A 19,291-nucleotide genomic window follows, 5' to 3' on the forward strand; every position below is an offset into this window, starting at 1 on the left:
TATCTAAACTGCTGTAGAAGTTATCCGCATTTAAAAAAATAAAAAGTAAAAGGATACAAATAACCAATCCAATAGCCGATAATTTGTCCATACTTCCCCCTAAAAATTTGTTTTCCATAGTTTCCCCCGATAGCTCTCCCCTAGAACCTTCTTAATTTACTATACACTTAAACTATTAAAAAAAATGCATTTTATAATTAATTAGAGAGTTCCTTAAAAATATAAAAACAGCAATAAGAACATCAAAACTGAAATAGCAGAAAAAAGATATCAAAAATTTTTAAAAAAGTGTTTTGAGGAAAGTTCCGAAAGCTTTCATAAGCCTTAAAGAGTTTCCTGAAAACATGAGCTTTCTCATAAGGACAGAAGGATGGTCCATGTCTCCGTACTCGGTGATGGTATTGAGTATCGAAGGGGTATTTAGCGAACCTATAAGGTCATTCAATTGCCTGTCTTCGAGCTTTCCCACGTAATCATGGATTTTCATGCCTATTTCAAGCTCCTTTCCAAGTCCCTTTCGCCAGAGCTGGTCGTATTCGGAAAGCCGTTTTGCCGAGGTATCCCCTTCAAGGGCAGCCCTTGCTGCAACTTTTCCGGCGATTTTTGCTGCAAAAGCCCCGGTATAGATTCCGCCTCCTGAAGTAGGTTTTGTCTGTCCTGCCGCATCACCTGCCAGCAGAATCCCATCCGAAACCGTATTTTCCTGAGGGCCTATAGGGATCCCCCCTACTACAAAATCAAGCATGCTTCCTGAGTATTTTGCTTTTACATGAGGATTGGAGCGGAGGAATTTCTCAAGGTAAGCAAGGGGAGACTTCTCTTCCTGACCATTTTTCCAGGCAAGTGCGGGTTCAAGGGCAAGCCCGATTCTTGAAATTTTTTCGTCAACAGGTACGGTCCAGGCAAAAAAGCCGGGAGCAGAAGAGCCAGGGAAAAGCTCAACAAAATCGCTGTCATCCGAAGCATACGGGGCTTCGATCTGGATCCCCGGGAGTACGCGGGCAGGTTTTTCAAGCCCTGCATAGCTGGCTATCCGGCTTTTTACCCCGTCTGCCCCTATCACGACTGATGTAGCTATAGTTTCGGGTTTGCCGTTTCTTAGTACCTTCAGTTTTACCTGAAAGCTTTCCTTTCCTTCCTTACCGGCTTCCGGATTCGTTTTTTCGAATCCTATAGCCCTTGTCCTGAGAGAAAGTTCCACACCTTCTTCCACAGCCATCACTGCAAGGGTGCGGTCGAAACTTTTCCGTGAGACCACATATGCTCTGGTCTGCTTTCCATCGATTGGCAGGCACTGCCCGTCCGGGGCGTGTACAGCCGCCCCGCGTACCGAATTAAACACAAACTCGTCCGAAGGCTTGAGCTCGCATTCTGCAACCGCTCTGGTGCTCAAAAGCCCGGTACAGCCTACCGGCGACCCTATGGAAGCATGCTCTTCGAGCAGGAGAACCTTTGCCCCGTTCAGGGCCGCATGCCGAGCTGCAGTGGACCCCACAGGACCGGCTCCAACCACAACAACATCGTATTTCATACCTCATTACCTTCGAGAATAAGCCCCTGCCATAGCAGGAAACTTAATATACTCAGAATTCATAAATATAATTTAAATTACAAGCTTAATATATGTCTAAAGTGATATTTATACTGAAGAAATTGATCTTATCGATTAGAATGATATTTCATCGATCGAATCAATTCCTTACCCATTATATGATCCTTTACCCATTTAATGATCCTTTACACCCATTATAATAGCTCTTTGTAGATCAGATGAATCCTTTACAGATCAGGATAATTCTTTATTGAGCTTTTGAGTTCTTCTTTGATTTTCAATCTCGCGTAAAATTTCATTTGAAATTTTTTAGATCACTTGAGCTTTCCACGCTTCACAATCTTAATATGTTGATAAACATATTCACCGTGAGACTGAACCATAGAACTGAACGATCAAATACTTAATGATTTCCTCGAACCATTAACCAGGGTTTCCATGCAGCAGAAAAAAGAAAAATTCCAGGCTTCGGGTCCGCAGAAACCAGAGAAAAACAATCAGGACCGAAAAAATCCCCGAACTCCGGACAAAAGAATTTCCCGAGCTCCGGATAATAAAGCTTCCCGAAATTCGGATAAAAGAGATTCCCCGACGCCGTATAAAAAGGATTCTCAGACCCGGGAAAATAAGGTAGAAAACAAATCCACAGGTTTTAAAGGAAGGCCTTCTGAGGGAAAGCAGGCTTCCGGCAAGAGCCCTGGCTCTGAAAAAAGCCCGGATTTGATTTTGCCGAAAAAAAAGAATTTCCAGCGTTTCGAGTATGAAGACGATCAGATTTTCTGGTGCGGAAAATGCAACCTGCCCCTGATAGGGGAAGAATGCGGAAGGTGCGGAAGCAAAGGGCAAGCCCTTAAGCTTTCTCAGCCTGCAGATGTCCGTTTTTGTTCTCCTTACGAGCGGGAAGTCCTGGACAGGCAGCTTTACTCAGCCTTTGGCTGTAATCCTCTAGGAGAGAGGCTAATTCTTCTCAATAAAATTCCGGGTGAGGATAAAACCGATGAGGTGCTCGTAGACGGCTTTATTTTCGGAATTCTCCGGTTTGAGCTTTCGAAAATGGATTACAGTTTTGAGCCTTCCCTCCAGGGAGCAAAAATTCTCCTGAAATACGCCCAGGGCAGGAAAGTCGAACTTAAGAAAACAAACAGGCACCTTAATGGAAAAAGTTTGGCAGCAGAATTTATTGAAGCCTTTGACAGCAATATAAAAGCAGGGGACTTTGTCCTTGTGACCGCAGGCAGCCTGACAGGCTACGGGGTTTCTTATATTGAAGGCGCGGACTTTCCGGATCTGAAAGCTCCGGCTGAACCCGAGAACCGGATTGAACTGGAATCTTCAACTGGAGCCGGAGGAAAAGTTCTCAGGATCAGGAAGGTTGACAGCAGTGAAGCATCGTTTCATCCTGAAGTTCCGGATCTCGGGGAATGCATAGAGGCCAACAAAAAACACCTCCAGGTGCTTGGGAAAAACGCAATCAACACTATCCGCGGGATTATTTCCAGAAAGGAATATCGAGACCTGCCTGTGTATGTTTCCTTCAGCGGCGGAAAAGATAGCCTTGTAGTGCTTGACCTGGCACGGGCCTCCCTGAAGCAAAGGGAACTCAAAGCTTTCTTCCTGAACACCGGGATTGAGTTTCCGGAGACTGTCGAGTTTGTACGGAGTTTTTGCCGGGAAAGGGAAATCCCTCTCAACGAGGCAAACGCAGGATCAGCTTTCCGGGAGCAGGTCGGAAAATTCGGGCCCCCTGCAAAAGACTTCCGCTGGTGCTGTAAGGTCTGCAAGCTGGCATCTGCCGGAGATCTCGATACAGGGAAAGAAGCCCCCTCTCGAAAGGGAGCAAGGGATGTGGCTTATCTAACAATCGACGGTAAGCGGAAGCACGAATCTTTCTCAAGGGCAAGGATTGCGGCAAGCGAGACCAATCCCTTTGTCCCTGCCCAGCTCAATATCTTCCCTATCAGGGACTGGAAGGCGATTGAGGTTTGGCTTTATATCCACTGGAGGGGGCTTCCTTACAATCCTCTTTACGACCTTGGCTTCGAAAGGGTAGGGTGCTGGCTTTGCCCGTCTGCCCTTGCTGCCGAGTATGCCAGAGTAAAGGATCTTCACCCTGAAATGTACGCGAGGTGGAATGCCTTCCTGCTGGAGTGGGCAAAAACCCGGGGATTTTCCGAAAAATTCGTAGAGCACGGGTTCTGGCGCTGGAAGGAACTGCCTCCCAAAATGCTCAGGCTGGCCGAAGAACTCGGGATTTCCGTGCTTGCCAGAGAAAGCATTGAAGACTTTGAAATTGAAGTCGTAGGAGGGATTTCCCCCTGCCGGGCAGGCGGCTTTTCAATAGAAGCAGGCGTTAAGGGCATAAAGGAAAAAGAAGCCGCAGGTTTCATCAATGTACTCGGGAATACGGTTTATGCGGAAGACCTGGGGATGCTGCTGGTTAAAACCGGAACCGGAACTGTAAAGTTTTTTTCGAACGGGAATCTGCTTGCAAGTTCGGAAACAAAGGAAAAGGCAGTTTTGCTTTTTAAAGAGGCTGCAAAGCAATTTACAAGGCTTTCCCGCTGTACCGGCTGCGGGATCTGTGTAAAAGCCTGTCCGGTCGGGGCAGTTTCTCTCGAAGGAAAAACTCCGCATGTGAGCGAAGCCTGCATCAGATGCGGAAAATGCACGGAGTCCTGTGTGGTGACCAGATACTTTGATAAACTCGTACCTGACCTGGATCAAAGGTTGAAGGTGTGAATAATCAGAAGTCCGGATTTCCCATCTCTATGATATTTTTAAATAGTTCCTAATTATATTTAGATATTGCATTTTCTAGTTAAATTTAGATCTTGCATTTCTATTATTTTCCACATATTTGATTTAGACCTTTTAAATTAGATTTAGACCTCTAATTTAATTAGACCTGCGAATTTGATTTAAACCTGTTATCTGCTATTATTTATCTATTCAAACGGAACTGAAAAATGAGATTGAGCCAAACCCCTGACGGAGTAAGCCAGATAATCGCCAGCCGCTGGAAAATCGGAGCGGCCCTGGCTGTAGCCCTGCTTCTGTATTTTTCTATTTTAATCCTGCTGCCCCTGGCAGACGGAATCGTACTGGGCATAGTATTTGCTTACATTGCCAGGCCTATTCAGATAAAGTTCAAAAAGCATAGAAAGATCGGGGCTCTCATTGCCAGCCTGTGCATATTCATCCCTGTGGTATTCATTGTCGGGGCGGGCATTGTTGAAATTCTTAACCAGATCTCCTGGGTTATTGACAATCAGACGGCAGTTGCGGCAGCAATACTGAATTTCATAAGTGGTCTGAATATACCTGAAGAAATTTTAGAAAGCATTAATTCCGCTATATGGGACCTTTTTACCTCGCTGCTCCCTGCAGTAGGCAGTATAGGGCTTCTTTCATATGCCCAGAGCATCGGCCTCTTTTTTATTAATTTTATAGTCTCAATCATTTTCTGTTATTTTATACTCGCTGATGGGGACCGGCTTTACTGCGCTTTTCTTGGAGTAATGCCAAAAGAGTACAAAGGAATTGTAAATCGTTATGCGCTTCACCTCGATATGATCCTTAAAGCAATTTTCATAGGCAATGCCTACTCTGCCCTCATAGTAAGCGTAACCTCGGTTTTTGTTTTCTACGCTTTCGGGTTTCAACATGTTCTGGCCCTTGCAACCCTTATCTTCATAGCTTCGATAATTCCTCTTTTTGCCGGATATATGGTACTTGTACCTCTGGCTTTAATGAGGTACCTCGAGTCCGGGTTTGAGAGTGCAGCTCTTTTCTTTACAGTCTCCTCCCTCATAATCTACGGCCCTCCGGAATTGATTCTCAGGCCTTACCTGACCAGCCTGAAATCCAGAATTCATCCCATGCTGCTCATGCTTGCCTTCCTGGGCGGAGCTTTTGTCGGAGGAATTGCAGGCTTTTTTGCAGCCCCTATTCTCCTCGGAGCTCTGGTTGCAGCTTACCGGGTTTATCAAGAACAGGTTCATCCCGAACTTGCAGAGAATCTAATAGATTTCAAAAGCTCCGGACGCTCCTGTAAGGTTGGCTCAGAAAAGTAATCTCCAAAAATCAGGCTCAAGAAATGAGTTGAAAAATGCTGGAAGCCTGAGAGTTTTTCAGGATATGTCCGAAAATATCAATCGAAAGGGATTGTTTTATATCGTTGAAGGATATTAGGACTGTCATATATTCTTCTTTACTCATTTAATCAAGCTCTACTGGCGGGTACATGCCGCAGACAATCTTATATAAATCAATTATCTGCTTCAACCGAAGCTAATCCGGAACGAAATTCAAACCGAAGTTAATTCTGAACAAAATCCCAGTGCGAAAACAGGTGATAGAATGCAGTTATTGCTCATTCACTCTGATTATATTGAATACGAAACCAAAAAACAAACTCCAGTTGCTGAAAAAATCGAAGAGCCCTTAAAGTCCGGCAGGCTTGAGGAAGCACTTACCGCTTTTATGGCTGTGGAAAGTGTAGATGAGGCAAATCCTGAGGAAACCATAGAAAAGACGGTTTCCGAAATCGAAAAGGTAGCTGCCCAGGTCAAAACCGACCGTATAATGCTCTATCCTTACGCTCACTTAAGTTCTGACCTTTCCTCTCCGAAAGTTGCAGTACAGGTCCTGAAAGGAATAGAGACCGCACTCTCAGGTAAGTATGAGGTCAAACGTGCTCCTTTCGGATGGTACAAGGCCTTCAGTATAAGCTGTAAAGGGCATCCCCTTTCCGAACTTTCCAGGAGCATTCGCCCGGAAGCTGCGTCAAAACCGTCAGGAAAGGCAGAAGCAGCCGGGGAAAAAGAAGAGGTTGTTTCCGAAGCCCTCAAAGCCGAAGGTACGGCAAAATCTTACTGGCGCATTCTTACCCCTGATGGAGAACTTCATGAAGTTGAGAATTTCGACCTTGCGTCTTACCCCAAGCTCCAGCAGTTCGTAAACTACGAGATCTCAAAGAGCAGGGCTGTTGAGCGGGCTCCTCCTCACGTAGAGCTTATGCGGAGGCTTGAGCTTGCGGATTACGAGCCAGGGTCCGATTCAGGGAATATGCGCTATTATCCCAAAGGCAGGCTTGTAAAATCCCTCCTCGAAAACTATGTGCTTGATGTCGCAACCGAATTCGGGGCAATGGAAGTCGAAACTCCTATCATGTACGACATGAATCATCCTACCCTGAAAAAATACCTCGACAGATTCCCTGCAAGGCAGTACTCCATCGAGTCTGACAAGCGGCAGATGTTCCTGCGTTTTGCAGCCTGTTTCGGGCAGTTCCTTATGAGCCATGACATGACGATTTCCTACAGGAACCTGCCTCTCAGGATGATCGAAATGACCCGCTACAGTTTCAGGAAGGAACAACGGGGAGAACTTGTGGGCTTGAGAAGGCTTCGGGCTTTTACCATGCCTGATATGCACACCCTCTGCGAGGACATGGACCAGGCTGTGGACCAGTTCAAACAGCAGTATGACCTCTGTATCGATGTGCTTGAAAATGTGGGGATCCATATTAACGATTACGAGGTTGCCATCCGCTTCACCAGAGACTTTTACGAGTCAAACAAAGAGCTTGTAGTCAGTATGGCAAGGACGGTCAACAAACCCGTGCTTGTGGAGATGTGGGATACACGTTTCTTCTACTTCGTGCTCAAGTTCGAATTTAACTTCGTAGATGCCCTTGAAAAGGCAAGTGCACTTTCCACAGTACAGATTGATGTCGAAAACGCCGAAAGGTACGATATTTCCTATGTAAACCCGGACGGTAAACTGGAACGGCCTACTGTGCTTCACTGCTCCCCGAGCGGGGCAATCGAGCGCTGTATTTACGCTCTCTTAGAAAAGGCTGCAATGGAAACCGAAGAAGGGAAAGTTCCCATGCTGCCTGTGTGGCTCTCTCCCACTCAGGTAAGGATTGTGCCGATCTCGGAAAAACACATTGCCTTTGCTGAAGAAGTTTCACAGAAACTGGACTGCAGGGTTGATATTGACGACCGCGACCTGTCTATAGGAAAGAAAGTCAGGGAAGCGGGCAGGGAATGGGTCCCTTACGTCGTCGTCATTGGAGATAAGGAAACAGAGGACGGCACCATTAACGTAACCATTCGGGCCGAGTCCGGGCAGAATAAGCCGAAAAAAGTCCAGATCACTCCGGAAGAACTCAACACATGGGTCAGAGGCGAAATTTCAGGAAAACCTTACAGGAAACTGCCGCTTGCAAAGTATCTTTCTGCAAGGCCAAAGTTCTTCTAAAGTCTTTAAAGTCATCCGGAAGCACTACAAGCCCGTAAACTCTTTCAAATAAGTTTTCCGGAGGCCGCCGAAGGAAGCAAAAATTCCTTATTTGCTTCTTCCTTCTGGCTTTTTTGGGATAACATATATATTGACGTAATCCTTATTATTGAAAAGGGATTCCTTTTAAATAAAAGCGGTTCCAGGGTTATTCTTTTCCGCTTCTGGACGAAAAAGTCCTGATTTAAGTTTTCTGGACTGAAATTTTTATTATATATTTGTGAGTTACGGGGAGTTACTTCTTATCAGGTTACAGTTGCATGCAGCATTAATGTTGCGTGGCTATACCAGTTTCCCAGAAACCTCTTTGCAAGGCACTTTCTGGTTTTGATCATATATTAAAAAGTTTCTACAGTCAAAAGTGTAAGGACAGCGTACCGATGACAGATTCAAATGAAACCCCAGCCGGCATAGAAATCGTCGAGCTTGAGCCCTTGAGGGAAGATAAAAAGAAAATCTTCGAAGATATTCTAAAATATTTTGATACCAATCAGAGAGGCTATATCAAGGTTCCTACAGGCTGGGGTAAGACCTTTCTTTCGAAACATATAATGAAAAAGTACTATGACGAGGGAAAGCTTGTGCTTTTCCTGGTCTCGAAAAACAACCCTCTTCTTAGCCAGACTTATTATGACAGGAAGAAAAACCAGCCCCTGTTTCCCGGTAGTGCGCTTCTCTCGTCCGAATATAAGGTGGACAGAAAAGAACTTGCTGCAACTTTGAGAGCTTTCGGGAAGGGAAAAGGTGAAGGTTTTGTGCTTTTTGCCTCTCTGCAGACCGTACTCGGGAAGCAGAGTTCCGAGCTCAAAGACCTGATTCTTGAATTTACCGACCTTGTAATTGTGGATGAAATCCATAATTTCATCAATAATCGAGGTAATGATTTTCTCAACGAGTTCGGGGAAAGGACAAAAATTCTGGGAATGACTGCAACCCCTTTCCAGGGTGTTGTCGGGAATGTCAAGTTCGTGGATGAAATTGCAGGGGACATGAGGGAGATCTACGCAAAAACCCTTCCTGAGTGCATCCTGGACGACGAACTTGCACCGCTTAAGTATACGATTGCCGAGAGTTCGGAAGATATCTTTGAAATCTTTGATTTTGAAAAAGGGCTTGACGAACTTGATAAACAGGATCTTTTCCTTGACTGCAGTACTCCCGACAGGCTGAAAAAAGTAATCCGAAGAACCCAGCTTGCAAAAGATGTGTACGATTCTCTGGTAAAACAGAGGCATGCAAAAACGCTTGTCTTTTGCGCCCCTGTCAGGAAACGTGTCTACGGGGTAGGGGCAGGCGATGAAGAAATTAACGCTTTCCATGCAAAGCTTACCTCCTCGGTTTTCAATGGGGAAGTTTCAGTCCAGGAAATTGAAAAGGATATTGAGCCTGCTCTACCTGTGAATTTCGAGAATCATACACCTGAAGGGAAGTTTCGGGATACGGTTTTTCTAAGCTCTGAACTGCCCAAAGATGAACAGAGTGCTATTCTTACGGCTTTTCGGGAAATGGGAAAGCCTCCCTATGTGCTGTGCACCGTAGGCATGCTGATTGAAGGTTTTGATTTTCCGGGGCTGGAAGCCCTTGTTTTGCTGCGCCCCACCCTGAGCATGCGCCTCTTTGAACAGCAGGTCGGAAGGGTGACCAGGCTTTCTCCAATCTCAGGAAAGCAGCGGGGCAATATCTTTGAGATTTCAGACAATATTGATTCTCTCTATCAGCGCTTTGGAGAAGGTGTTTTTTCCGGGGAAAAGGTCGACCAGGTCCAGATGCTCCAGCCTGAAATCCGCCTTGAAGAACTTTTCTCCGAAGGAGATGCGGCCAGGGCGATCGAGGAAGGAAAAATCGAGATTAAGAAGGTGGAACTCGGACCTCGCGGAAAGGGAAAAAGAAAAAGTGCTCAGGTCACGGAAATACCTGTAAGGCTTCCCCCTACTTCCATAAGGGCAAAATACTTCTCACGCCTGCTTGCGCTGACCGAGGAGAAGGATATAGGGGCTTTTGAGCGGGAAAAGCGGGAACTCATGCGGGCTACCCTGAGATTCCGGGTCAGGGAATCCAGGGACGCAGAAGAGCTTGCAGAGCTTTCAGGTAATATAAATAGGCTCAAAAGGGAAGCCTATGAAGATCGCAGGCTTGGGGACGTTTCAAGGCAACACAAACCCAAGGTTTTCGGGGAAGTCGAATGGCTGCTGAAACTCCAGGCCCTGAACTCCCTCAAGTACGAAGGCGGACACCTTTCTATGCCCGAGAAAAACCGGATCTTAAGGATCATGGGTTTCGAGCCCGATTTCCGGAAGATAGACACCCACAGGCTCAAATGCCTGAAACTCGGTTCGGCCCAGAAGACTATTCCTGAGCTTGTAAAGGTGCTCGGGTTCGTTAGCCGCCTCTCGTCCTCGGAAACCTACCAGTTCCTTGACAAAAAGAAGAAAGAGCAATGGAAACGGGAGTTTTTGCCTGCAGTTTACTGGGGATTTTGCTTCATTGATGACTCTCCTGAACTGAAGGAACTCTTTGAGTCCACGGAATGGGACAGGCGGGTTAAGAATATTATCAGGCAGAAGTAATTCTGTCACAAAAATTAGTTTTTAAAAAGGAGTAATTGTCAGGAGAAAACTTTACTTTTTTCTTTGTTTTTCTTTTGCGTTTCTTTTACTTTTTCTCTTTGCTTTTCTCCGTATTCATCTTTTTTTGAATTCCTGTTCATGATTTGAATATTGAAGCCGATTTAACTCTTCTTTATCAGAAAAGCAAACTTAAGTTCTGGGATCAGGCTTGAAGATAGGGAAAAATGCAACCTTTTATCCTTTTTCCAGGCAATAATATAGTTAATAAAGCCTACAGGCAGAGAAACACAGGCAGAAAAAAGGAAAAGTAAATAAACGCTTGCCTCTGTGTAGATATCGTTTTTATCAGGTTCTAATACTTATTTAACAGGTTTTGATACTTATGGCTCACATTATTGTTGATGAGGATAGCTGCACACGGTGCGGGATTTGTGTAAAAATCTGCCCGTCAGGTATTATCGACTCGGTTGATGAGGATCACCTCCCGCAGGTGCAGGAGACAAATGCTTCCCACTGTCTATACTGCGGGCACTGTGAAGCTTTTTGCCCATCCCAGGCCCTCACACTGGATCTCCGTCCTGATGAGAAAGTTTCTTTGCTCGCCGGCGCCGGCACAATTTCCCCGGAAGACATAGGGATTTATCTTAAAAAACGCAGGTCTGTGCGGCATTATACCAGAGAGCCCGTACCAAGAGAGAAAATTCTTGAAATCCTCGATATTGCCCGCTATGCCGCATCGGGAACCAATGGCCAGCCTGTGCAGTGGCTGGTTGTCCATAATCCGGAGAGAGTAAGAAAAATTGCCGAATTAACCATCGAATGGATGAAAAGCCTGCTGAATACAGACCACCCGATGAGCGGCTATGTACCGATGCTTATTTCGGCATGGGATCAGGGATACGATATCATTTGCCGGGACGCTCCGCATTTGCTTTTCGCCCATATTCCCGAAGAGAGCCCCATTGCACCTATTGACGCCATTATCGCCCTTACCCATTTTGATATAGCTGCGCCGGCATTCGGTATCGGCACCTGCTGGGCAGGCTTTGTTGCTGCGGCTGCAATGTTTTACGAACCTCTCCAGAAAGAACTCGGCTTGCCCGCAGGAAGAAAAGCTGCCTATGCAATGATGTTCGGGTACCCGCAGTATAAGGCATACGGAATCCCTCGCAGGAAACCTCTTCAGGTTATGTGGCAGTAAGTTTTTGAGAGCCTTTGGGAGATTTTGAGGGGCTTTCAGTCCCTTTCTCTTACATACGCGGGAGCCTGTGAAATTTTGTACATCAGATCATATGATTGCCGGACGGGTGATACTCGGCACCGAGCTGAACCCTTCCTGCCGTATTCCTATCTGTCATGTATTTTTGAGGATGAACTAATTAACCTGGAAATAGTATTAGGAAGTAAAGGAGGTTTAGAAAATGGGCATATTGAGAAAGATCTTTGGTAAGGAAGAAACTGAAACCAAAAAGGAATCTAAAAAAGCTAGAGATGATGCAAATAGAGAGAAAATAAGAAAGCCTTCGCCAGCAAAAACATCAATCATCGATAAAGTTAAATCACAAAAAGAACAGAGTGCAAAGAAGGCACCAAAAGGTAAAGCCGAACGTGCAGCAGAGAAAGCCGCTCAAAAGTCAGCACAAAAAGCGGCACAGAAAACAGTAAAACGAAGATAATTCGTTTCTTTTCTTTTTTCTCTTCAATCTTTTTTCTAATTTACATTAGGCAGATCGACATAGATTTTGAAACTCTTTACTGATGGCGTTTCTTATGGTCAATGTTTAAAATAGTGTAGTTTGCCTGTATCTTTTTTCCCTGTCCAGGTGCTTTTTCTTAGGAGAGTAATTAAGAATACCTATGAGTCTATCAATAAAACCAATTTGTCCTTTTCGGATTTTTTTCCTGGCCAGCTCAATATCAAACCAGCCTGCTTTGTCGACTTCGGGATATTCCTGTAATTTCCCGGAGTTTTTCGGCCACTCAAGCATAAATGTGTTACTTACGGCATTTGTTATATCCAGGTCTTTTTCAAGAACCCATACATGCACTATCTTGTTGCTAGACTGATTTAACTCTCCCAGATCAATAAACTCGCCGTCAACCTCAAAACCTGTTTCTTCTCTAAACTCTCTTTTTGCCGTATCCAGGGGGGTTTCATGCTCTTCTGGTAGCCCTTTGGGTATTGACCATACCCCAAAGTTTTTTTTTGCCCAGGTTGGCCCACCCGGATGAACCAGCATTACTTCGAGTATCTCATTCCTGAACCTGAACAAAAGAATGCCATAACTATAAACACTCACTTTTCTACTTCCTCTCCAAACTGCTTTGATCTTCCTGTTTCATAATAAACTCACAGGTACTACCTTCTAAATGAAGCAGAATAACCTAACCAATAGCCATTTAATAAGATCATATAGCTTATTGCTACCTCCGTATTCATTTCTTTTCTACGGAAGTTAATTGCCACAGTCCTATATCTGGTCTGGAATCATATTTTATAAACAATTTTATAATTCTTGAGAGCGTTCAGATTAAATATTTTAATATTTTTTTCCTAAATTTTTATATAATTTAATGAGTAAGTAATATACAATTAACTAAATTTCTAAAAAAGAACTTAACACCTGAAATGCACTATAACCTGAGATTTCCTACAATTCGACATTGGTTACAATTGGAAATTTCCTGCAACTCTAAATTCCCTATAACCTGAAGTTCCCTATAACCTGAAATTCCCTATAATTTTTCCCTGTGATCCCCCATGAAAGACAAAAATAACCATTATATTCCTGACCCCAGGGAGTTTGCCCATGAAATCGCAGAGGAAACCAGGCTGCTTCGCCAGGAAATTGCGGAGGGAATCACGCATATCTATTATCCTCTGGATTTAAGGCGCAATGACTCCCTTAAAAGCCTGAGCCGGAACCTTCATAGCTTGCTTGAAAAGAAACTCTGGCTGAAAATCCTGATAGCTATGGGGCTTGGGGTGCTTTTCGGGCTTTTTCTGGGGCCTTTCGGAGGCTATGTAGACCCCGTTTATGCGGAAATCATAGGAGAATGGATTGCCCTGCCCGGTTATATTTTCCTCGGGCTCCTGAAGATGATCGTTGTCCCCCTTGTTTTTGCATCGATTATCCTGGGGGTAGCCTCAAGCCAGAGCATCAGTGAATTAAAAAAGACAGGGTTTTTTACAGCGGTTTATTTTGTAGTAACTACGGCAATTGCAACGGCAATAGGGCTTGGGATGGCACTCTATATCCGGCCCGGGCAATTCATAAGTGGAGACCTTATTGAAAATGCGCTTGGAGGAGAGGCGCAGACGGTAACTACCGATCTGGGTTTCGACCCCTCCATTCTGACTCTTCCCTCTTCGCTTGTTGGAGGCCTCCTTCCTGCAAACCCTCTCGGCGCAATGGTTAACGGGGAGATGCTTCAGGTTGTCATTATTGCAATCATTATAGGTGTCGCCCTTGTTTCCCTGGAAAAAAGCCAGTCCACTCCTATGGTCAGCTTTCTGAATTCAGTACAGGCTATCTGCATGACTGTGGTCAAATGGAGTATGTCGCTTGCCCCGATTGCCGTTTTCGGGCTCCTTACGAAGTTCACTATAAAACTCGGGATAGATGCCCTTATGGGGATGGCCATATATGTGGGCACAGTGCTTGGAAGCCTGCTGCTCCTGATGTGCCTTAATCTGTTAATCGTATTTCTTGTTGCCAGGTACAATCCCTTTAGCTTTTTAAAAGCTACCCGCGATGTCCTGCTCCTTGCCTTTTCGACTTCAAGTTCCGCCGCAGTTATGCCCCTTACTCTCAAAACCGCAGAGGAAAAGCTGGGCGTTGGACCTTCGATTTCCCAGTTCGTAATCCCTCTCGGTGCAACCGTGAATATGAACGGAACCGCGCTTTATCAGGGCGTAGCAACGGTCTTTCTGGCTGACGTCTTCGGGATAGATCTAGGGCCTTTCCAGCTACTCATCGTGCTGGTCATGGCTGTTGCAGCTTCCATAGGGACTCCTTCAATCCCTGGTGTGGGAATTGTTGTCCTTGCCATGATCCTTGGCACTGTCGGAATCCCTACAAGCGGGATAGCGCTTATAATGGGAGTGGACAGGATTCTGGATATGAGCAGAACTGCAGTAAATGTAGCAGGGGACCTTGTAACCTGCAAGGTTATGGACCGATTGCTTGGAGAAAAAAGTAAGGTAAAGAGTGCAGCAGCAACTGCAACGACTGGAGAAAATCCCAAAGACAAAAAAGAAGAAAAGGCTTCGGTAAACAGCGAGCTTACGGCGCCTGGAAAATCAAATTCCTGAGCCGTGTTCTTAATTTTTAGGCTCTATTCTTAATATTTGATCTCTGTTCGTAATACTTCTATACCTTCTCTGCCGAAGTATCTATTAATCAACGTTTACCGAAAATCCGCCTTCAGGGATTTCTTAACTCAAACTCCCCTCTTTTCCCTGTATATCTCTATTGCCCGCCTGACCCTTTCTTCCTCGATCACCCCTGTGGTCGAGGGCGTTTCAAAAAACCTTTTTGGGAAAGTGAGATTTTCGAATTTGAAACCGAATTTCTTCTTCAGTTCATATTTTTTCCTGAAAATCTCCTTGCCTAACTCCTTCAATTCTTCTTCGGTCCGGTCTATCCCTATAGATTTAAGCGCCAGAAGAACGTTTTCGTAGGTGTAGACGTTCCTGCCAAAAAGACATGGAACCATACAGTTAAGGATGCTCCTGCGGTCTTCTTCCTCAATTATATGATCGACAATTTCCTCATCCGAAAGCGGGTGGTTAAACGCAGCCTGGTCTGCAGCATACCCTGCATTGTCAAGATGGGAATGCCGGAAGCCCACAGCAATCCCGACAATGTTTCCAAGCCCTGTATGGTAGCCAGGAATTTCCAGGCCACCGAGCTGGACTGCGAACTCTTCTCCCCCATACTTTTTTGAGGCATAGACTACGCCCTTCCCTAGAGCTGTATAAAATTCATTTGGGGCTTGGACTACAAGGTCTATTGCCCTCAGATATGCAGCTTTATCTCCCCAGGCGAGTTCGAGCCCCAGAGTCTCTTCCGTGGAAATTTTTCCTCGCTGCTGCATTTCCGTGGCCCAGGCGAGTACGACTCCCATGCTAATTATGTCTACTCCTGCCTTTTCACAGGCGTCGATAAGCTCGAGCACGGCTTCAGGATCGGCTACTCCCAGGTTCGAGCCCAGGGCATAGATTAATTCGAAATCGTAAGAAATATTCAGCGCTTCATATTCATGGGCTTTTGAGAAGGCCCGCTTCAGCATGGCCACATGGATACACCCGATTGGGCAGCCTGCACAGGAAACCCGCCTGAGAAGATACTTTTCGGCAAAAAGTTCCCCTGATATCGTTTCAGCTCCCTCGAAAAAAGCTGCCTGCAGGTTTCGGGTAGGCAGTCCTTTAAGTTCGTTCAGCACCAGGATGTTTTCGCTTGTGCCCAGGTCATGGTATTTCTCAGTAAGCCCGGTTTTTACAATTAAGTCGTAAAGCAGATTGCAGGTCTTTCGGTAGGCACTGTGCTCAGGGCTTTTTAGCTCCCGGTTTCCGGAAATGAGCACAGCTTTAAGTTTTTTTGCCCCAAAGACCGCTCCAAGCCCAAGGCGTCCGAAGTGGCGGTAGGTATCGACATTAACATCGGCATATGTGACACCTATTTCTCCCGCAGGCCCTATCCGGATAATACTGCGCCTGCCGGCACCGGGCTCTACCTCACGAAGGATTTTCCCCACATCAATTGCTGAAGAAAGGTGCCATATGGAAGATGCGTCCCTGAAAGTAACTTTATCGTCGTGGATTGCCACATACACAGGGTATCGGGAAGCTCCCTTGATAACAATTGTTTCGTACCCTGAATAGCGCATGGACATGGCAAGATGGCCGCCTGCGTAGGATTCTCCCAATTCTCCATTAAGAGGGGAACGGAACAGTGCAACAGCCTTGGTACAGGTCGGGTATACACCCGAAAGAGGCCCTGTGCTGAGAATGACCGGCATTTCCGGGTCAAGCGGCCCTGTACCTTCTTTATACTCTTCGAGCATGAGGTTTGTGGCGACTCCCACGCCTCCCAGATATTTCTCATAAAGGTCTGGCCTTTCCTCAATGTGGTAGCTCTGGCTGCTCAGGTCGATATAGAGCACGTTTTTAAGCCCCTCAATAGCGTATTGCTCGGTTGTCATTTTTCCTCCCCGAGTTCTTCTCCCCCGTAAAGGTCTTTATGGGATGCAGTAGGGCTAACCGGGCTTGTATCCGGAGCCGGGCCCGTATCAGTAATTTTTACTTCCCCACTGTCCTCGACTTCGATCATTTCCAGCACGTCATGGGGACAGAAATTCGGGCAGACCCCACAGTGCTTGCAGATTACGGCTTTATTTTCCGCATCCAGATGGATAGCCCCCATTAGGCAGGCTTCTATGCAGTTTCCGCAGCCATCACAGATCTCTTTATTGAGGTTTACTCCTCCCCCTTTCCGTTTGGACAGCGCGCCAAGCGGGCAAGCCCTCATGCACGGAGGGTCTATGCAGGCATGGCAGACAATTTGAACATAAGGAGTTTCGATCCCGCCACGAGTCTGGATATCAATTCGGCTGTTTTTCAAAGATATGGTATCGTACCAGGTCCTTGCGCAGGCCATCATACAGGAGTAGCAGCCTATGCAGCGGGCCGGATTAGCGACCTTTAATCTTTTTGCCATTATTTCCCCCTCAGATTCCTGTTTTTGGAAAGTATGCATCCGCGGTTTATATAATCTGGTATTGCAATGCAGCAGCAAATCGGGCCCGAAACTTACGGAGCAGATTTCCAAAAAACGGCAAGGCTTTCCTGTATAATATATAAGGCTGCATTGAAAGAAATCTTTACTTTGATGTAAATCGAAATGTTTTTATTCTCAACTCGCATACATAGGAAAGTGGATTCCGGTTTGTTGAACAATTAAATAAATAGCTATCGAAGACATTCTCGCCTGGAAGGTTCGTATGCAACAGAGTGAAATGATACAGCAAAACAAGATGATGCAGCAGAACAAAGTGATAATCGGTACTTTCAGTGCACTGTTTACTTTGTTGATGCTTGTAGGCCTGTTCTGGGTCTGATCCTGCTTTATTGCGGATTCCGCAGGGAACGACTATTTGACTTTCAAAAAGATGGAAAGTTTTCCCCCAGAATATACAGGGCTTCCCGTGAAGCTAAGAGCAGAAGAGTTGTGTCTACCGGAACCGGGTATTTTCTTTGCGGTTCCTATCAGTTATTTTAATTTTCTCCTAATCTGAAAGAATTCAGGGTTCTCCTGGTTTTCTCCGCGCTTTTCCTCAATGTCGGCAGAAGAGAAGTATAAACTTTTTTACCATCTCGATAACGAGATTTTCATTTTCTTTACGTTTGAGGGTCAGTTTCTTACGAAAAATATTTAAAAAAGTTGTTTCAGGAAAAAATACTTCGGGCCCACAAAGATGAAAGGTCTGCCTGCATTCTCACTTTCTTATAAAAGATAATGTTAAAAAATTCTTCTAAATATGTCACCTAAATATGTCTAAATGTAAATAGAAAACTTTTTATCTCTGTCTCACATTAATAGGATAGTGGATTCCGGTTAGTTGAAAGGATAACTCTCAGCTATCGGAGATATCAGGACGTAATACGTAAGGTTCCTTATGCAGCAAAACAGGATGATAGTTGGCACGTACGGCTTGATGTTCGTGCTGGTTTTGCTAATCGGCTTGCTGCCGGTATAACCCGAAATCTCCCGGATATTTCCTTCTGATTTCTGGCCGTATCCTGAAGCCGACAACGAGAAATGTGATGGCCTGATCTCTTTTTGGGCCTCTGTCAGAAGTGTCAGAAAAGTATCAGACACGATTTCCACCTGCGAATCCGTTCTTCGAAAGCCTCGCGCAGGATAAACAGAAAAGAGGCCTTCAGGGCAGACCCGGCTATTCTTCTCAAGTGAATATACGGAAGTTAGCAGAGCCTGTGCCCTGGAGAAAAAAGATAAGAAAAAAGGTAAGGAAAAAGATAAAAAAAGGTAAGGAAAAACATGCGCCTGAAGAGGCCGTAAGCCTCCTAATTATCGGAACTGAAACATAGAAAGTGAATCTCCCTGCCGATTTTTATCGAAGCTTACGGGTATTCGGGTCTCAGATTGCCGGTTTAAAGATTTTTTGCCAATAGTTTATTCTCATACTCTCATATCTCCTGTGAGAATCCGCTCCTGAACCCTACTTTTATCATTTCTTTTGGCGGCAAAATTATTTCTTTCCGGAATTAAATTATACCGTGAAGGCATCTTTTCATATCTGAACTCAAATCGCTACTCGAGGGTGAAATAACATGGGAAAATGTGAAAGCTGCGGAAAAGAAGTTGAGAATCTGATAACGATCAAAGGGCAAAAACTCTGCACCGAATGTGCCGTTAAAACTCAAAAGGATATTGACCCCGACAGCCTGAATTTTAGCGCATGCATCTGATTCTCTTAACAGGAGGGGGCTTCCGGGTTCTTTTTTCTTTTTTAAATACACTGCTTTTCCTTTTTGAAATTCGATTATTGTTTCAGCGCTGCCCAGCAATTTCAATGTTAATAGCTTTGAGCCTGCCGAAAATGATTCTTTGGTGGGGTATCCCTTATGGTAACAAAGCCATCGACTGAGAAATCATAGCTTGAGAAGACGGGAAATTCGGTGAAAAGTGAGGAATTCAGCAGAAAAATAGGGACAAAGAGAAATAACCCCCTCTTTATTTCTTCATTGAGAGAAGGCTTGTAGTTCCTTCCTTTCTTTAATGCCGTAATTTACAGTTGTCCCCACTAAAAGTACAGCTAAAGAACAATACTTTTGGACAGA

General features: G+C 45.1%; 13 protein-coding genes. 8 read left to right on the forward strand and 5 right to left on the reverse strand.

From position 1 onward, the window contains the following. Positions 1-280: 280 nt before the first annotated feature. A complete protein-coding gene (locus tag ACPK8D_RS02205; RefSeq protein WP_424716206.1) occupies positions 281-1,531 on the reverse strand; it encodes an NAD(P)/FAD-dependent oxidoreductase in 1,251 nt (416 codons plus the stop codon). Between the two features lie 459 nt (positions 1,532-1,990). On the opposite strand from ACPK8D_RS02205, the gene ACPK8D_RS02210 reads away from it, so the two are divergent. The 6 genes from ACPK8D_RS02210 to ACPK8D_RS02235 all read left to right on the forward strand — a co-directional run bounded on the left by ACPK8D_RS02210 (position 1,991) and on the right by ACPK8D_RS02235 (position 12,101). Next, positions 1,991-4,291: a phosphoadenosine phosphosulfate reductase family protein gene (locus ACPK8D_RS02210; RefSeq protein ID WP_424716207.1), complete on the forward strand. Its 2,301-nt coding sequence runs from the start codon at positions 1,991-1,993 to the stop codon at positions 4,289-4,291. A gap of 227 nt (positions 4,292-4,518) precedes the next feature. Beyond that, positions 4,519-5,625, forward strand: coding sequence for an AI-2E family transporter (locus ACPK8D_RS02215; RefSeq protein WP_424716208.1), 1,107 nt, complete (start codon positions 4,519-4,521; stop codon positions 5,623-5,625). A 286-nt stretch (positions 5,626-5,911) separates the two neighbouring features. Continuing rightward, complete coding sequence (locus tag ACPK8D_RS02220) at positions 5,912-7,819, forward strand: threonine--tRNA ligase (protein ID WP_424716209.1); 1,908 nt, start codon at positions 5,912-5,914, stop codon at positions 7,817-7,819. Between the two features lie 419 nt (positions 7,820-8,238). After that, complete coding sequence (locus ACPK8D_RS02225; RefSeq protein ID WP_424716210.1) at positions 8,239-10,425, forward strand: DEAD/DEAH box helicase; 2,187 nt, start codon at positions 8,239-8,241, stop codon at positions 10,423-10,425. 382 nt (positions 10,426-10,807) lie between these two features. Beyond that, positions 10,808-11,626: a nitroreductase family protein gene (locus ACPK8D_RS02230; protein ID WP_424716211.1), complete on the forward strand. Its 819-nt coding sequence runs from the start codon at positions 10,808-10,810 to the stop codon at positions 11,624-11,626. 220 nt (positions 11,627-11,846) lie between these two features. Continuing rightward, the gene (locus ACPK8D_RS02235) at positions 11,847-12,101 is read left to right on the forward strand and encodes a hypothetical protein (protein ID WP_424716212.1); all 255 of its coding nucleotides are present in this window, start codon (positions 11,847-11,849) and stop codon (positions 12,099-12,101) included. Between the two features lie 105 nt (positions 12,102-12,206). On the opposite strand, the gene ACPK8D_RS02240 is transcribed toward ACPK8D_RS02235, so the two are convergent. After that, a complete protein-coding gene (locus ACPK8D_RS02240; RefSeq protein ID WP_424716213.1) occupies positions 12,207-12,725 on the reverse strand; it encodes an NUDIX domain-containing protein in 519 nt (172 codons plus the stop codon). A 461-nt stretch (positions 12,726-13,186) separates the two neighbouring features. Between ACPK8D_RS02240 and ACPK8D_RS02245 the strand changes: the two genes are divergently transcribed. Next, entirely contained in the window at positions 13,187-14,740 is a 1,554-nt protein-coding gene (locus ACPK8D_RS02245) for a dicarboxylate/amino acid:cation symporter (RefSeq protein ID WP_424716214.1), read from the forward strand. A 128-nt stretch (positions 14,741-14,868) separates the two neighbouring features. Here the strand turns inward: ACPK8D_RS02245 and ACPK8D_RS02250 are convergent, their stop codons facing one another. The 3 genes from ACPK8D_RS02250 to ACPK8D_RS02260 form a co-directional block, all read right to left on the reverse strand. Then, complete coding sequence (locus ACPK8D_RS02250) at positions 14,869-16,632, reverse strand: aldehyde ferredoxin oxidoreductase C-terminal domain-containing protein (protein ID WP_424716215.1); 1,764 nt, start codon at positions 16,630-16,632, stop codon at positions 14,869-14,871. Continuing rightward, a complete protein-coding gene (locus ACPK8D_RS02255) occupies positions 16,629-17,147 on the reverse strand; it encodes a 4Fe-4S dicluster domain-containing protein (RefSeq protein ID WP_424716216.1) in 519 nt (172 codons plus the stop codon). Before ACPK8D_RS02255 ends, ACPK8D_RS02250 begins: the two co-directional genes overlap by 4 nt. An 897-nt stretch (positions 17,148-18,044) precedes the next feature. Continuing rightward, positions 18,045-18,308, reverse strand: a complete 264-nt coding sequence (locus tag ACPK8D_RS02260; protein WP_424716217.1) for a hypothetical protein — start codon at positions 18,306-18,308, stop codon at positions 18,045-18,047. A 473-nt stretch (positions 18,309-18,781) separates the two neighbouring features. On the opposite strand from ACPK8D_RS02260, the gene ACPK8D_RS02265 reads away from it, so the two are divergent. Then, a complete protein-coding gene (locus ACPK8D_RS02265; protein ID WP_424716218.1) occupies positions 18,782-18,919 on the forward strand; it encodes a hypothetical protein in 138 nt (45 codons plus the stop codon). The last annotated feature ends 372 nt before the right edge of the window (positions 18,920-19,291 follow it).

The sequence above is a fragment of the Methanosarcina sp. genome (assembly GCF_049706645.1).
Lineage (GTDB): Archaea > Halobacteriota > Methanosarcinia > Methanosarcinales > Methanosarcinaceae > Methanosarcina.

What these genes read in the sequence shown, in the direction of transcription:
- ACPK8D_RS02220 (WP_424716209.1), top strand. Translation starts at nt 5,912, where the DNA reads ATGCAGTTATTGCTCATTCACTCTGATTATATTGAATACGAAACCAAA.
- ACPK8D_RS02255 (WP_424716216.1), bottom strand. Translation starts at nt 17,147, where the DNA reads ATGGCAAAAAGATTAAAGGTCGCTAATCCGGCCCGCTGCATAGGCTGC.
- ACPK8D_RS02210 (WP_424716207.1), top strand. Translation starts at nt 1,991, where the DNA reads ATGCAGCAGAAAAAAGAAAAATTCCAGGCTTCGGGTCCGCAGAAACCA.
- ACPK8D_RS02250 (WP_424716215.1), bottom strand. Translation starts at nt 16,632, where the DNA reads ATGACAACCGAGCAATACGCTATTGAGGGGCTTAAAAACGTGCTCTAT.
- ACPK8D_RS02205 (WP_424716206.1), bottom strand. Translation starts at nt 1,531, where the DNA reads ATGAAATACGATGTTGTTGTGGTTGGAGCCGGTCCTGTGGGGTCCACT.
- ACPK8D_RS02225 (WP_424716210.1), top strand. Translation starts at nt 8,239, where the DNA reads ATGACAGATTCAAATGAAACCCCAGCCGGCATAGAAATCGTCGAGCTT.
- ACPK8D_RS02215 (WP_424716208.1), top strand. Translation starts at nt 4,519, where the DNA reads ATGAGATTGAGCCAAACCCCTGACGGAGTAAGCCAGATAATCGCCAGC.
- ACPK8D_RS02265 (WP_424716218.1), top strand. Translation starts at nt 18,782, where the DNA reads ATGGGAAAATGTGAAAGCTGCGGAAAAGAAGTTGAGAATCTGATAACG.
- ACPK8D_RS02245 (WP_424716214.1), top strand. Translation starts at nt 13,187, where the DNA reads ATGAAAGACAAAAATAACCATTATATTCCTGACCCCAGGGAGTTTGCC.
- ACPK8D_RS02230 (WP_424716211.1), top strand. Translation starts at nt 10,808, where the DNA reads ATGGCTCACATTATTGTTGATGAGGATAGCTGCACACGGTGCGGGATT.
- ACPK8D_RS02235 (WP_424716212.1), top strand. Translation starts at nt 11,847, where the DNA reads ATGGGCATATTGAGAAAGATCTTTGGTAAGGAAGAAACTGAAACCAAA.